This is a genomic window from Vibrio sabulosilitoris (genome assembly GCF_055391395.1).
The window spans coordinates 3,005,254-3,019,364 of record NZ_AP029599.1 but is presented as its reverse complement, the minus strand read 5'-3'; the positions used below and the strand labels follow the sequence as shown (position 1 = coordinate 3,019,364).

Annotated in this window: 12 protein-coding genes; 4 read left to right on the top strand and 8 right to left on the bottom strand. The window is 49.0% G+C overall.

Annotation, left to right across the window (positions count from 1 at the left end):
• Positions 1-60 precede the first annotated feature (60 nt).
• Together hemH and rfaH are read left to right on the top strand one after the other, a co-directional pair.
• A complete protein-coding gene (gene hemH / locus ACZ5R2_RS14170; protein WP_464899990.1) occupies positions 61-1,053 on the top strand; it encodes a ferrochelatase in 993 nt (330 codons plus the stop codon).
• 37 nt (positions 1,054-1,090) lie between these two features.
• A complete protein-coding gene (rfaH, locus tag ACZ5R2_RS14165) occupies positions 1,091-1,588 on the top strand; it encodes a transcription/translation regulatory transformer protein RfaH (RefSeq protein ID WP_464899989.1) in 498 nt (165 codons plus the stop codon).
• A 72-nt stretch (positions 1,589-1,660) separates the two neighbouring features.
• Here the strand turns inward: rfaH and asnB are convergent, their stop codons facing one another.
• From asnB to nagA, 4 genes are all read right to left on the bottom strand, one after another.
• The gene (gene asnB / locus ACZ5R2_RS14160) at positions 1,661-3,334 is read right to left on the bottom strand and encodes an asparagine synthase B (protein ID WP_464899988.1); all 1,674 of its coding nucleotides are present in this window, start codon (positions 3,332-3,334) and stop codon (positions 1,661-1,663) included.
• 242 nt (positions 3,335-3,576) lie between these two features.
• Positions 3,577-5,172 (bottom strand): cation:proton antiporter domain-containing protein, encoded by a 1,596-nt coding sequence (locus ACZ5R2_RS14155; protein WP_464899987.1) that lies wholly within the window; start codon positions 5,170-5,172, stop codon positions 3,577-3,579.
• 62 nt (positions 5,173-5,234) lie between these two features.
• On the bottom strand, positions 5,235-6,464 hold the full coding sequence (gene nagC, locus ACZ5R2_RS14150) for a DNA-binding transcriptional regulator NagC (protein WP_464902373.1): 1,230 nt from the start codon (positions 6,462-6,464) through the stop codon (positions 5,235-5,237).
• 2 nt (positions 6,465-6,466) lie between these two features.
• On the bottom strand, positions 6,467-7,603 hold the full coding sequence (gene nagA, locus ACZ5R2_RS14145; protein WP_464899986.1) for an N-acetylglucosamine-6-phosphate deacetylase: 1,137 nt from the start codon (positions 7,601-7,603) through the stop codon (positions 6,467-6,469).
• Positions 7,604-8,085: 482 nt separating this feature from the next.
• Between nagA and nagE the strand changes: the two genes are divergently transcribed.
• Together nagE and glnS are read left to right on the top strand one after the other, a co-directional pair.
• Complete coding sequence (nagE, locus tag ACZ5R2_RS14140) at positions 8,086-9,573, top strand: N-acetylglucosamine-specific PTS transporter subunit IIBC (protein ID WP_464899984.1); 1,488 nt, start codon at positions 8,086-8,088, stop codon at positions 9,571-9,573.
• A gap of 211 nt (positions 9,574-9,784) precedes the next feature.
• A complete protein-coding gene (glnS, locus tag ACZ5R2_RS14135; RefSeq protein ID WP_464899983.1) occupies positions 9,785-11,455 on the top strand; it encodes a glutamine--tRNA ligase in 1,671 nt (556 codons plus the stop codon).
• Positions 11,456-11,578: 123 nt separating this feature from the next.
• Here the strand turns inward: glnS and fcrX are convergent, their stop codons facing one another.
• The 4 genes from fcrX to ACZ5R2_RS14115 form a co-directional block, all read right to left on the bottom strand.
• A complete protein-coding gene (gene fcrX, locus ACZ5R2_RS14130) occupies positions 11,579-12,025 on the bottom strand; it encodes a ferric iron uptake transcriptional regulator FcrX (protein ID WP_464899982.1) in 447 nt (148 codons plus the stop codon).
• Between the two features lie 378 nt (positions 12,026-12,403).
• A complete protein-coding gene (gene fldA / locus ACZ5R2_RS14125) occupies positions 12,404-12,937 on the bottom strand; it encodes a flavodoxin FldA (RefSeq protein WP_464899981.1) in 534 nt (177 codons plus the stop codon).
• 71 nt (positions 12,938-13,008) lie between these two features.
• Entirely contained in the window at positions 13,009-13,227 is a 219-nt protein-coding gene (locus ACZ5R2_RS14120) for a DUF2788 domain-containing protein (RefSeq protein ID WP_438460410.1), read from the bottom strand.
• A 110-nt stretch (positions 13,228-13,337) separates the two neighbouring features.
• Positions 13,338-14,105, bottom strand: a complete 768-nt coding sequence (locus ACZ5R2_RS14115; protein ID WP_464899980.1) for an alpha/beta fold hydrolase — start codon at positions 14,103-14,105, stop codon at positions 13,338-13,340.
• Positions 14,106-14,111 lie beyond the last annotated feature (6 nt).

The following is a 14,111-nucleotide window of genomic DNA, read 5'->3' as shown; positions in this document are numbered from 1 at the left end:
TTTGTCTCTTTTTCATGGAATTAGCGTATCGAATACTGTTAAAGTCAATCAGGTCGGAATATGATGGAAGCGAAAAAACAGGGTGTTTTACTCGTCAATCTAGGCACACCGGCGGCGGCAACGCCGCAAGCGGTGAAGGCATTTCTCAGTGAGTTCTTGCACGACCATCGGGTCGTGGATATGACTCGCTGGCTCTGGTGCCCATTGCTGCATGGGGTGATACTGCCAATTCGTTCTCCCAAGGTTGCCAAGCTGTACCAATCGGTATGGATGGAACAAGGGTCGCCTTTGATGGTGTATTCTCTGCGGCAAAAAGTGCTTCTTGAGCAGGCGTTGGGGTTGCCCGTTGAATTGGGTATGACCTATGGTACCCCGAGTCTCCTGGCTGGTATTGAGACCTTACACCAGCGAGGCGTGGAAGAGTTGCTGGTATTACCTTTGTATCCACAGTATTCGGCAACCACCACCGCCGCGGTGAGCGATGGTTTGCTCAAAGCCTTAGGTAAGCTAACGCGAGTACCGCAGTATCATATGGTGACCGATTACTTTAGCCATCCGCTGTATATTAAAGCGCTGGCCGACAGAGTACGTGAAAGCTGGCAGCAAAATGGGCAGGGGGACTACTTGTTGTGTTCCTACCATGGCATACCACAGCGTTATGCCGACAACGGTGACGTCTATCCACAGCATTGTGAAGAGACCACCCGTTTGCTGGCCCGAGAGCTTGGCGTATCGGACGAGCAAATTGGCATGTCCTATCAATCTCGTTTTGGTCGCGAGCCGTGGCTGCAGCCGTATACCGACGAGACGCTAAAAACACTCGCCCAAAAAGGGGTAAAAAAGCTTGACATTATCACGCCCGCTTTTGCCTCGGACTGTTTAGAAACGCTCGAGGAAATTTCGGTAGAATGTCACGAAATCTTTACCCATTCTGGTGGAGAAAAATTTCAATATATTCCATGCTTGAATGATAGCGAGGCACACATTGCCTTGCTCGCTGATATTGTAAAACGTCAGCTTCCTTGCTGTGCAGGAGAAGCAGTAGCGTCGTAACAACAAGATAAATAACAAATAAATTGGTGGTAGTTCTATGAAACGCTGGTACGTGCTGTATTGTAAGCGCGGAGATCAAGAGAGGGCGGCACTACATCTCGATAACCAAGGTGTCGAGTGTTATTACCCTAAGGTCAAGGTTGAGAAAATTATTCGTGGCAAACAACAAGTTAAATTGGAGCCACTTTTTCCCTCGTATATGTTTGTGTATTTCGATTTTGAGGTTGGCCCTACATTCACCACAATTCGCTCAACGCGTGGTGTCGCCGATTTTGTTCGCCAGGGTGCTTATCCGCAGGAGGTTCAAGCTGAGCTTGTCGCCAGCCTTAAACAACTTGAAAACCTAAATGACGAACCACAGAGCTCCGAGCTACCCAAGCAAGGTCAATCTGTGACCATTAAATCGGGCCAGTTTGCCGGGGTTGAGGCTATCTATCAGGAGCCGGATGGTGAAATGCGTTCAATCATGTTGGTCAAAATGCTTAACCAGATGGTGGCCGTCAAGGTGGACAACAGTGACCTGGAGTTGTCTTAGTGACCGATTAGCTCAAAACACAAACGCCCCTTAATAGGGGCGTTTTGCTGTTAAGTCGATATCACCTGCCAATTAGGCGGTTTCATAGGCATCGTTGTGTACGGTTTGTACTGCGCGGCCTGATGGGTCAACACAGTTTTGGAATGACTCGTCCCATTCAATCGCTTTGGCAGAAGAGCACGCCACCGATGGGCCACCTGGCACACACTCTGCGGCACTTGGTAGTGGGAACAGTTCTTCGAAGATCTCGCGGTACACATAACCTTCTTTAGTAGTCGGTGTGTTGTATGGGAAGCGATATTCTGCGGTCGCCATCTGCTGGTCCGTTACCTTCGCTTCCGCCACTTCTTTCAATGTATCAATCCAGTTGTAGCCAACGCCGTCAGAGAACTGCTCTTTCTGGCGCCAAGCAACTGACTCTGGCAGGTAGTGCTCAAAACACTCGCGCAGGATGTGTTTCTCCATCTTGCCGTTGCCACACATCTTATCTTGTGGGTTAAGGCGCATAGCCACATCGATAAATTCTTTATCAAGGAAAGGTACACGACCCTCTACGCCCCAAGCGGCTAGCGACTTGTTGGCACGAGCACAGTCAAACATGTTCAGTGCTAGCAGTTTACGCACAGTCTCCTCGTGAAACTCTTGCGCATTTGGTGCCTTGTGGAAGTATAGGTAGCCGCCAAAGATCTCATCCGCCCCTTCACCAGAAAGCACCATTTTGATCCCCATTGCTTTAATTTTACGACCCATTAAGAACATCGGGGTTGAGGCGCGAATGGTGGTGACGTCATACGTTTCAATGTGATAAATCACATCACGAATCGCATCCAAGCCCTCTTGGATGGTGTAAGTCATCTCGTGGTGAACCGTACCTATCTCCTCAGCAACCTCACGTGCTGCCTTGAGATCGGGCGCCCCTTCCAGGCCAATAGCGAAGGAGTGCAGTTGAGGCCACCAAGCTTCTGACTGGCCATCATCCTCAATTCGTAGCGCGGCAAAACGCTTAGCTACCGCAGAGGTGATAGATGAGTCAAGACCGCCTGACAGTAGCACGCCATAAGGCACGTCGGTCATCAATTGACGTTTTACTGCAGCTTCTAGAGCCTCGGTGAGCTCTTCTTTGCTGGTGGTGTTGCCCTGTACCGCTGCGTACTCATTCCAGTCGCGTGTGTAGTAGCGTTGAGGTTCGCTGTCGCTTGAGCCATAGTAGCTACCAGGAGGGAACTCGCTCACCGTTTTACAGACAGGTACCAGTGCCTTCATTTCTGAAGCCACGTAGTAGTTACCGTGCTCATCATAGCCTTGGTAGAGTGGAATGATACCTATGTGGTCACGGCCAACGAGGTACAGATCTTTCTCTTCATCGTAAAGCACAAACGCGAAGATACCGTTGAGCTCTTCAAGGAGGTCCGCACCGTACTCTTGGTAAAGCGCGAGGATAACCTCACAGTCAGATTCTGTTTGGAATTCGTATTTGCCTTCGTAGCGTGCGCGGATCTCTTTGTGGTTGTAGATCTCGCCGTTAACCGCCAGCACCAGTTTTCCATCAGGGCTATATAGCGGTTGAGCACCACTGTTGAGGTCGACGATCGCCAAACGCTCATGCGCCAAGATTGCTCGATCAGAAGAGTAAATACCAGACCAGTCCGGCCCACGGTGGCGCAGCTTTTTCGACATCTCAAGTGCAACCGGTCTTAATGCAGTTGCATCACTTTTTATGTCTAAAATGCCAAATACAGAACACATACAACATCCTTATCTACAAACAATTTTTGTGAGTTATGTTTCCAATTTGCCAGTTTGATTAAAAAATGCAACCTAATAAAAGAAACAAAACAACATTAGTGCGCTTGGGTTAAACAAAATTTAATAAATAAGCCGAAAATATAGAAAATTTTTAGTGAATGGTGTTTTTGTAATCAAAAAAGGACCATCAAGGTCCTTTTTGGGTGTTTACTGCGAGCGGTTTATCGTAACCACAGCGCTGTTCAGGATCGATCCGTTCCCTCAAACTCAGGGTTGAGCTGCTCACAAACATGACGGGCAAAGCCACTTCCCGCTTCCTGGTAGATATTAAAGGCAGCATCAACGCCATCCTCAAGCAGACCCTCGAGCTGGTCCGAATACTCAGCAATCGCAGCAATCTGACCTTGATAGTTTTTACGCTGAAGTTGCTCTAATGCCGTCTGATTACCCAGGTGGTGAGGCATCGCCAATAGGACCAGTTTGACACTAGCGGTGTCTAAGATTCGCTCCCAAAAATCCGAGTCGGTAGCGTCACCAACAATCACATTCCGTCCCAGAGTGCGGTGAGCCGCGGCGGCTTCCTCACGTACCTCAACCCCAAGGATCAGGTTACCATAACGCTGATGCAGCTCATCATAAGCACCGCAACCGATACGGCCCATACCTAAAATCAACACCTCGGCACTGCCGGGATCAATCAATTGGTCGCGTTGGTTGAGCTTTTCAGCCGCATGCTCTTTGAGCCAGCGTCCAACACGTAAGTAGAGGCTGTGGGCGTGGTTATTGATTGGGGCAGAAACGACAAACGACATTGAAACCGCCAGCGCGATAGCCACCAGCATATCGCCACTCATCCAGCCGAGTTTATAGGCAAGGCCTGCCACAATCAGGCCAAACTCACTAAAGTTGAACAGGGTCAATGAAGCAAACAGCGAGGTACGTACGCGAAACTTAAAGTGATTGATGATAAAGAAGTAAAATAGCCCTTTGATCGGCAAAAGGAGCATGAACAACAACGCTAGACCGAGCCCTTGCAAGCTTGGCTCTGCCGATAGACCGATGTTGAGAAAGAAGCAAACCAGAAACAGCTCTTTCAAATTAAACAGCGACTTGGATAGCTCGGAGGCTTTGTGGTGGCTAGCAAGCAGCATGCCCAGGATCAAGGCGCCTAAATCAGGCTTCATGCCGACGGCTTCAAACAGACCCGCGCCACAGACTAGGGCAAGGAAAATCCCCATCAATACCAGCATCTCACCGTGACCGACACTGTCGAGTAGCTTGAAAAACACTGGTCGCAAAAGAGGCAAAGCAAATAAGCCTAGCGCGTACCACTCTGGGATTTTACCGGTGGACACAGTCAAAAACAGCACGGCAAAGATATCTTGCATGATCAAGATACCGATGGCGATATTACCGTATGTGGCATTCATCTCGCCTTTTTCTTGCAGTGTTTTAACGGCAAAAACGGTGCTCGAGAACGACAGAGCAAAGCCAAGTAGCAGCAGGTGAGAGACCTCTAGCGATGCCAAGCTTGGAATGCCTAGCAGTTTTAGTAGACCCAAAGCCACCGTGAAAAACAGTGTTGATAAAAGGTTATGTAAGGTGGCTCCTGCCCAGATCTCTTTGGCTAATAGAGAGCGAACGTCGAGCTTGAGACCGATGGTAAACAGCAGCAAGGTCACGCCGAGATCAGAGAGTGTCTCAATGACGCTGTTGGTTTGATAACCAAAATGGTGCAGAACAAAGCCAGCGAGCAAGAAGCCGACCAATGGTGGTAGTTTGCATTTGAGCGCCACAACGCCAGAGATAAATGCAGCACTTATTAATATGATATCCATGTGCAATACGATTCTTTATGAAAAAGGTCTTTATAAAAAGGCTGTAAAAACAGCCTTTGATTCTAATTGGAATTTTGCTCCTCTTCGAGCAGTTTCTGCAACAGCACTCCGTTCAGCATGGCTCTTTTTATCATTGCAAAGGCGCCCATCGTCGGTTTATCACCGAGCTCGGCGGCAATGATTGGCAGGTCGTTGTGAAAGGTGGTCAGCGATTGATTCTCGACGTTGCGCTGAATGGCGGGAAATAAAATCTCGCCGCTCTTGGTTATATCCCCGGCAATCAGGACTTTTTGCGGGTTGAAGAGGTTAATGGTGATCGCGATGGCTTTACCCAATTGGTTCCCCACCCGCACCAGGCTCTGCCTAGCCAGCTCGTCACCGAGATTGGCGTGCTGGCAGACATCATCAACCGTGATGCTGTCAAGGGTGGCAAGACTAGACTGATAGCCCTGATGAATCAGTTTACGCACTCGCTCTACAATCGCTGGATTAGCCGCGACTGTTTCAAGGCAGCCAAAATTACCACAGTGGCACTGCTCGCCAAGGGGGTCTATCTGGATATGACCAATCTCGCCCACATTGCGATTGAAGCCTAAAAAGACCTGACCATTGACGATGATCCCTGCGCCGGTGCCGCGGTGAACACTGACTAGAATCGAGTCTTGGCAGTCCTGGCTCGCGCCAAAGTAGTGTTCAGCCAGCGCCATGCTGCGCACATCGTTGCCGACGAAGCACTGAACTGAGAATGTCTGCTCAATAATCGCAGACAGCTCTAAGTTATCAATGTCCATGTTAGGCATGTACTCAACCACACCGCTCTCGGGGTTGACCAACCCCGGCAGGATGACACCGATGGCGATCAGCTGTTCGATATGCGCCGAGTACTCAGCGATAAAGTGACGGATAAAACCGACCACGCCATCCATCATTTCACCTTGTTCAGTGTAATAAAACTCATGGTGTGTATCAGCGAGTAGGGTACCACCGAGATCAAACAAACTCAGGTGAACGTAATCGCGGCCAATGCGCACCGCAACTGAGTGGAAATGAGCGACTTCTGTTTGCAGAGAGATAGCTCTTCGTCCGCCGGTCGAGGCTTGCTGTGCAACCTCTTTGATCAAGCCCCGCTCGATCAGCTGGCGCGTGATCTTAGTGACACTGGCTGGCGCAAGTTGACTAATTTCAGCCACTTGGATACGAGAGATCGGGCCTTGTTGGTCAATGAGCCGATACACTGCGGCGCTATTGAGCTGTTTTACTAAGTCTACGTTACCTATTTGTGCGCCATTCATGCTCATATTTGATCGTATTTTCCATTAACTATATTGGCTTGGATACAAAAGTGGTCATCAAACACGGTCAAATTAGCCACCATGCCCGGCTTGATTTGGCCAAGCTGTTTGTCGACATTGATCGCTCGGGCGGGATAAAGTGTTGCCATGCGCAGAGCCTCGTCTAGGGCAATACCCACCCGCTCAACCGTGTTTTTCACCGCTTCAATCATAGTGAGGGCTGAGCCCCCAAGTGTGCCATTCTCATCCACACACATACCATCTCGGTAATATACTTTCTTGCCGACAAAAATAAAGTGATCCATCTCTGTGCCTGCAGGAGCTGTGGCGTCGGTCACTAATACCAACTTGTCAGCCTTGATTTTGTGTGCAATGCGGATGTTGGCGTAATCGACATGGAAACCATCCGCTATCACACCGGCATAGACCTCTGGCGAGTCATAGATGGCGCCTACCACCCCAGGCTCTCGACCGGTCATCGGCGTCATGGCGTTGAAAAGGTGAGTGGCGAAGGAAATTCCGTCAGCAAAACTGTCCACCGCCTCTCGATAGGTGGCATTGGTATGGCCAATCGCGACGACAATGCCCGCTTGGTTTAGGCGCTTAATATGGTCAGAATTATTGTGCTCAGGCGCGAGGGTAACCTTACGCACTACATCGGCATTATCACAAATGTAATCGATCATGGCATCGGTAGACGGACGAATAAAGTCAACATTATGAATGCCTTTCTTGGCCACATTCAGATATGGCCCCTCGAGATGCAAACCAAGAGAGTGATTTTGATGCTGATTGTGGTAATCTCGCGCGACGGCGACGGCTTGGCGCATGTCCTGATCTGATGAGGTGATCAGTGTAGGTAGGAAACTGGTGCAGCCTGATTTGAGATTGGCTTGGTGCATGATGTGCAGCGTCTCAGGGGTAATTTGATCATTGAACATCACACCACCACAGCCATTAAGTTGCAAATCGATAAAGCCTGGGCTGAGGTTGGCGCCGTCGAGGTTCATGCAAGGTGTGTCGACTGGAATGTCGTCTTGTATGCATAGCCCTGCGATGTGACCCCCCTCGATAAGCACTGCGTGGTGGGTCAAGACGTCAGTACCCGTGAAGATTTTACAGTTGGTGAGCGCGAACATGAGTAAATCCTTTGTTTAATCAGCGAATGAGCGAGGGACGTTGGCAAGTGCAGGCTGCTTTAGCCCGGTATCAGCAGCTTGGTATCAGCGATAAAGCCACTTTACTCACGCTACGAATTATGTATGTTAGCCAGCGAGGCGCTAAAGCGCTATCGGGCAGTGTATAGGTTTTGCTAAGATCATCAATCGTAATCTTAGCCTAATTCATATATGCCCATAATATTCAGTAATTTACTAATGAATATCATCTGGCTAGTTAACTACTATACGTAAAATGTTGCGTTAATTTGTATCTTAAAATAAGTTTTATGATCTGGCTAGCATAAACCCGATTTTTCACCCTTTACAGGTGATTGTAATCACATTTAGCACGGTTTTAATTTGCGAGGCGAATTTATCGCCTTAAACTGAAATGGACTAAATTGAGCGACTAAAAAAAGTCCTTTATACGGAATACGGTAATTTGACAGGGGGAACAGACGGTGAACATTCTCGGTTATTTTCAAAAGGTAGGTAAGGCACTGATGGTGCCAGTAGCAACCTTACCAGCAGCGGCGATACTCATGGGTATCGGTTATTGGATTGATCCTCAAGGTTGGGGGGCAAACAGCGCTTTGGCCGCCTTTTTGATTAAGGCAGGCGCCGCGATCATCGACAATATGTCGGTATTGTTTGCTGTCGGTGTGGCGTATGGAATGTCAAAAGACAAAGATGGCGCTGCGGCGCTGGCGGGCTTTGTTGGCTTCTTGGTTGTGACCACCTTGCTTTCTCCTGGAGCGGTTGCTCAGATACAGGGTATTGACCTATCACAAGTGCCAGCTGCGTTCTCTAAGATTGAGAACCAGTTTGTCGGTATTCTGGTTGGTGTTATCTCTGCCGAGATCTACAACCGTTTCTCCACCGTTGAGCTGCATAAAGCCTTGGCCTTCTTCTCTGGCAAGCGCTTGGTGCCTATCCTGACCTCATTCGCTGGTATCCTGATTGCATTTGTTTTGATGTACGTTTGGCCAAGTATTTATGGTGGACTGGTAAACTTTGGTGAATCGATCCAGGGCATGGGCTCGGTGGGAGCGGGTATCTATGCCTTCTTTAACCGTTTGTTGATCCCTGTAGGTCTGCACCATGCATTGAACTCGGTATTTTGGTTTGATGTAGCGGGTATAAATGACATTCCAAACTTCCTTGGTGGCGCAAAATCTCTTGCCGAAGGCACGGCGGTTGTCGGTGTGACCGGTATGTATCAGGCTGGCTTCTTCCCAATTATGATGTTTGGCCTACCAGGCGCAGCGCTGGCTATCTATCACACGTCAAAGGCAGAGAATAAAAACAAAGTTGCCTCTATTATGCTGGCAGCAGGTTTTGCTTCATTCTTTACTGGCGTTACAGAGCCTCTTGAGTTTTCGTTTATGTTCCTTGCGCCAGTGCTTTATGTACTGCATGCATTGCTCACCGGTGTGTCGGTGTTTGTCGCTGCCTCGATGCAGTGGATTGCCGGTTTTGGCTTCTCTGCCGGTTTGGTGGATATGGTGCTATCAACGCGTAACCCTCTTGCAGTCAATTGGTACATGTTGATACTTCAAGGCCTAGTGTTCTTTGGTGTTTACTACGCGGTGTTCCGTACCGCAATCCTGAAGTTTGGTCTTAAAACACCCGGACGTGAAGATGAAGAAGCCTCAGCTGAGACGGGCTCTGAGAATGCATCTGAGCTTGCAAAGCAATACCTTAAGGTACTGGGTGGTCATCAAAACGTGCAGGGCATTGATGCGTGTATCACTCGTCTGCGCTTAATCATCAGAGATACAAGCGTAATCAACGAGAAGACACTCAAAGATCTGGGTGCCATGGGTGTGGTGAAATTAGGCGCCAATAACGTTCAGGTTATCTTGGGCCCCCTAGCCGAGATTGTCGCCGGTGAAATGAAGAATATTCCAGTTGATGAAGACTTGTCGGCAGTGCCTTTGCCACAGTAATTGGTGAGTTTCATTTTAAGCGATGGGCCCCTTTAGGGGCTCATTTTGTTTTTGAAGCGGCATCTTGAGGTCACTTGGGGATGGGTTGAAACTACATCTTTGGGTTACTTGGGTATATTTGGTTGTGTTTGACCGCAGAATCATGGATTATTAGTGGATACGCCCTAAAAAAGGGGCTTGAGAAGATAATTAAAAGATTGAGGTACTCTTGATGAGTGAAACTGAAACTCGTCCATCGAATTTCATTCGCCAAATCATTGATAAAGATCTGGCCGACGGAACACATAATCATGTTCACACGCGTTTTCCACCGGAGCCAAACGGCTACCTGCACATTGGTCACGCGAAATCGATTTGCTTGAATTTCGGAATTGCTCAGGACTACCAAGGTCAGTGTAACCTTCGCTTTGATGATACCAACCCAGAAAAAGAAGACGTGGAATACGTTGAGTCGATCAAGAACGACGTGAGCTGGTTGGGCTTTGATTGGTCGGGCGACATCTGTTACTCATCAAACTACTTTGACAAGCTCTACGGCTACGCGGTTGAGCTGATCGAAAAGGGCTTGGCTTATGTTGAAGAGCTAACCCCAGATGAGATCCGCGAGTATCGTGGTACGCTGACTGCACCAGGTAAGCCGAGTCCTTATCGCGATCGCAGCGCTGAAGAGAACCTTGCGCTGTTTGAAAAGATGCGTGATGGCGGCTTTGAGGAAGGCAAGGCGTGTCTGCGTGCCAAGATCGACATGGGCTCATCGTTCATGGTGATGCGCGATCCAGTGCTTTACCGCGTTCGCTTTGCTCACCACCACCAAACGGGTGACAAGTGGTGTATCTACCCAATGTATGACTTCACGCACTGCATTTCGGATGCGCTAGAAGGTATTACTCATTCACTGTGTACGCTAGAGTTCCAAGACAACCGTCGTCTATACGACTGGGTATTGGAAAACATCACTATCGACTGCCAGCCGCGTCAATACGAGTTCAGCCGTCTGAACCTAGAATACACGGTCATGTCCAAGCGTAAGCTGAGCCAGTTGGTCACCGAGAACCTGGTATCAGGCTGGGACGACCCTCGCATGCCGACCATTTCTGGTTTGCGTCGCCGTGGTTTCACCGCAGCGTCAATTCGTGAGTTCTGTAAGCGTATTGGTGTGACCAAGCAAGAGAACATGATTGAGTTTGGCTCGCTTGAGTCTTGTATCCGTGATGATCTTAACGAGAACGCGCCACGCGCGATGGCGGTATTGGACCCAATTAAGATCGTTATTGAGAACTACGACCAAGGTAAAGTGGAAGAGCTGACCGTAGCCAATCACCCGAACAAGCCTGAAATGGGTGAGCGCACTGTGCCGTTCACGCGTGAGGTGTGGATTGAGCGCGATGACTTCCGCGAAGAAGCAAACAAAAAGTACAAGCGCTTGGTGCTAGGCAAAGAAGTTCGTCTGCGCGGTGCTTTCGTGATCAAGGCTGAGCACATCGAAAAAGATGAGCAGGGCAACATCACGACGATTTTCTGTAGTTATGATGCTGACACGTTAGGCAAAAACCCAGCTGATGGCCGCAAGGTGAAAGGTGTGATCCATTGGGTATCGGCGGACAAGGCACTACCTGCTGAGATCCGTCTCTACGATCGCTTGTTTACCGTTGCAAATCCAGCCGCAGCCGACAACTTTGCTGAGACGATTAACCCAGAATCACTGGTTAAGGTAAATGGTTTTGTTGAGCCAAGCCTAGCAACTGCCGCCGCTGAAGCGGGTTTCCAGTTTGAGCGTACTGGCTACTTCTGCGTTGATTCTAAGGACTCGACCCCTGAGTCATTGGTATTTAACCGTACGGTTGGCCTGCGCGATACTTGGGCAAAGATCGAGTCTAAGTAAGCCCAGAGCAAATCTGTTGAATAGAAGGTCAGCCCAGTGCTGGCCTTTTTCTTTTTAGTTGGTGTGAAAACTGGGGCAATAAAAAACCAGCCATTAAGGCTGGTTACATTCAAAAGCGTGAGCTTACTTCTTTTTATGCACGTCAGGATTGGTCTTGCACGCACCGTCAATGCTCTTGCCATACAGGTATAAGCTATGGTTGGTCAGCGTCATATTGTAGCTTTGCGCAATCTCGTTTTGGCGTTGCTCGATGACGTCATCAGAGAACTCGATAACCGTACCGCAATCTAGACACACTAGGTGGTCGTGGTGGTGCTGTGTCGCAAGCTCAAACACTGACTTACCACCCTCAAAGTGGTGACGAGTGACAATACCCGCATCATCAAATTGGTTTAAAACTCGGTAGACGGTGGCAAGACCGATCTCTTCACCGAGGTCGATGAGCTTTTTATACAAATCTTCAGCGCTGATATGCTGACAATCTGGTTGTTGGAGAAGTTCTAAAATCTTTAACCTTGGTAAGGTGACTTTAAGGCCAGCGTCCTTCAAGGCTTTATTGTTGTCCGGCATATACGTTCCTGTTGGCGATCTGCGGCTTCTATATAATCTAGTTATCTGCCGATTATAGGGCAAGCGGGCACAACATTAAACCTTGATGTTCAAAGGGATAATAAAACCACAGTGTCGAGGTGCGAGGGCGGGCTTTGCCCTACGGGAATCAGATGCGAGATTCGAGAGACGAGGCGGTCATCACGCGCGGTGTATTCGTCATACCCGAGAAGAAGGTTCGAGGTGCGAGTACGGGCTTACGCCCTACGGGGAACGAGGAGTTTATAGCGCGCGGCGTATTCCTCGCGACTCGGAACGAAGTGTAACCCGCACCTCGCACCTACAAAAAACCCAAGCATGAAAGCCTGGGTTTTCGGAAAAGTTTACAGTGAGATCGGGTTAGTCAGCGAGCTCAGACAAGCACATTTCTTCGAAGATTTGCTTGCACCAGCTGTTGACGCGCTCTTCGGTTAGCTCTGGTTGACGGTCTTCGTCGATACATAGGCCGACAAACTGAGAGTCATCGCCTTCAACTAGGGCTTTTGACGCTTCAAACTCGTAACCCTCGGTTGGCGTGTAGCCAAGGATAGTGCCGCCTTTGGCTTCAACGATATCGCGGATGGTGCCCATCGCGTCGCAGAAGTACTCGGCGTAATCTTCTTGGTCACCACAACCGAAGATAGCAACCAGCTTAGTAGAGAAGTCGATCTGCTCAAGCTCAGGGAAGAAGTCATCCCAATCACACTGCGCTTCACCGTAGTACCATGTAGGGATACCTAGTAGCAGCAAGTCAAAGTTATCGATGTCTTCTTTGCTGCTTTTCGCGATATCTTGTACTTGGATCAGTTGTTTACCTAGTTGCTTTTGAATCATTTTAGCAACAGCTTCAGTGTTACCTGTGTCGCTGCCGAAAAAGATACCTACACTTGCCATAGATTCTCTACCTTTGTTTGTTTAGTGTTGGCAAAAAAGAGGAGCAGTGGTTATTCCGCTGGTTCTCCTGGCTATAATCCTGTGCCTTCCCAACTGATCTGAATAATGCCCTTGGCAATAAATCCAGCGCAGCCGAGAAACAGCACCAACCATACGATGCGACGACCAAATGGTGGAACATTAGCTTGGTTGAGAACATCTTTGATTGCCATGCCGATCATAAAGAAGATCGCGGCAAACAATAGATCCAAGCCAATTGATTCCAATACGTTCATGTAGTCGTAAAGCATACTGTCCCTTGATGCCAAATTGCTTGCGCGCACTATACCACTGTTATGAATTAATGTTAATGATTGGCGTTTGACTATCTGTGAGTGTTCTCAGTATCTATCCATAGCGCCTAAGTTTGTAAGAATCTGCGCAGCACTCGGATCACATCCTGAGGCTTTTCAGCGTGCAACCAGTGCCCGGTATTCGCCACGATATGCGCCTTCGCTTGTGGGAATTGATGGGCGATGGCGCTTTGGTGTTCAGCTAAGATATAGTCAGAGTTGGCGCCTTTCATAAACAGGGTTGCCTGCTCAAATGGCTCTCCTGGCTGCCAGCCAACAATGGCGGAATACTGCTCCAGCAGGGTGGCAACATTAAAGCGCCAACGAATAATCCCCTCGTCACTAAACATTGACTTGGATAGGAACTGACGCACGCCCTCCATTTCAATGCTGTTGGCAAGCAGGGCCATTGCCGCCATACGTGAGGTTGGCTGGTGGCTGATCACCGACTTGAGTCCGGCGAAGACATTGTCATGATTGTGCGTGGTGTAGGCAACAGGTGCCATATCCATCACCGCGAGCTTTTCCACGCGCTGCGGGGCAAGACTCGCTATCTTCATTGCTACCTTACCGCCCATAGAGTGGCCAACGAGCGAGCAACGTTGGATATTGAGGTGCTCGAGTAAAGCCAGCACATCTTGCGCCTGCTCTTGATAGGTGTGAGTATTGCGATGGAAAGATCGACCGTGATTACGCAGATCCAAACTGATCACCTGATAGTGTTCTTCCAGTCCACGTGCGACGAGTCCAAGGTTATCAAGGCTACCAAACAGACCGTGGATCAACACAACTGGCTGACCCGATCCCTGAATTTTATGATTGAGCAATTCTGACATAGTTTT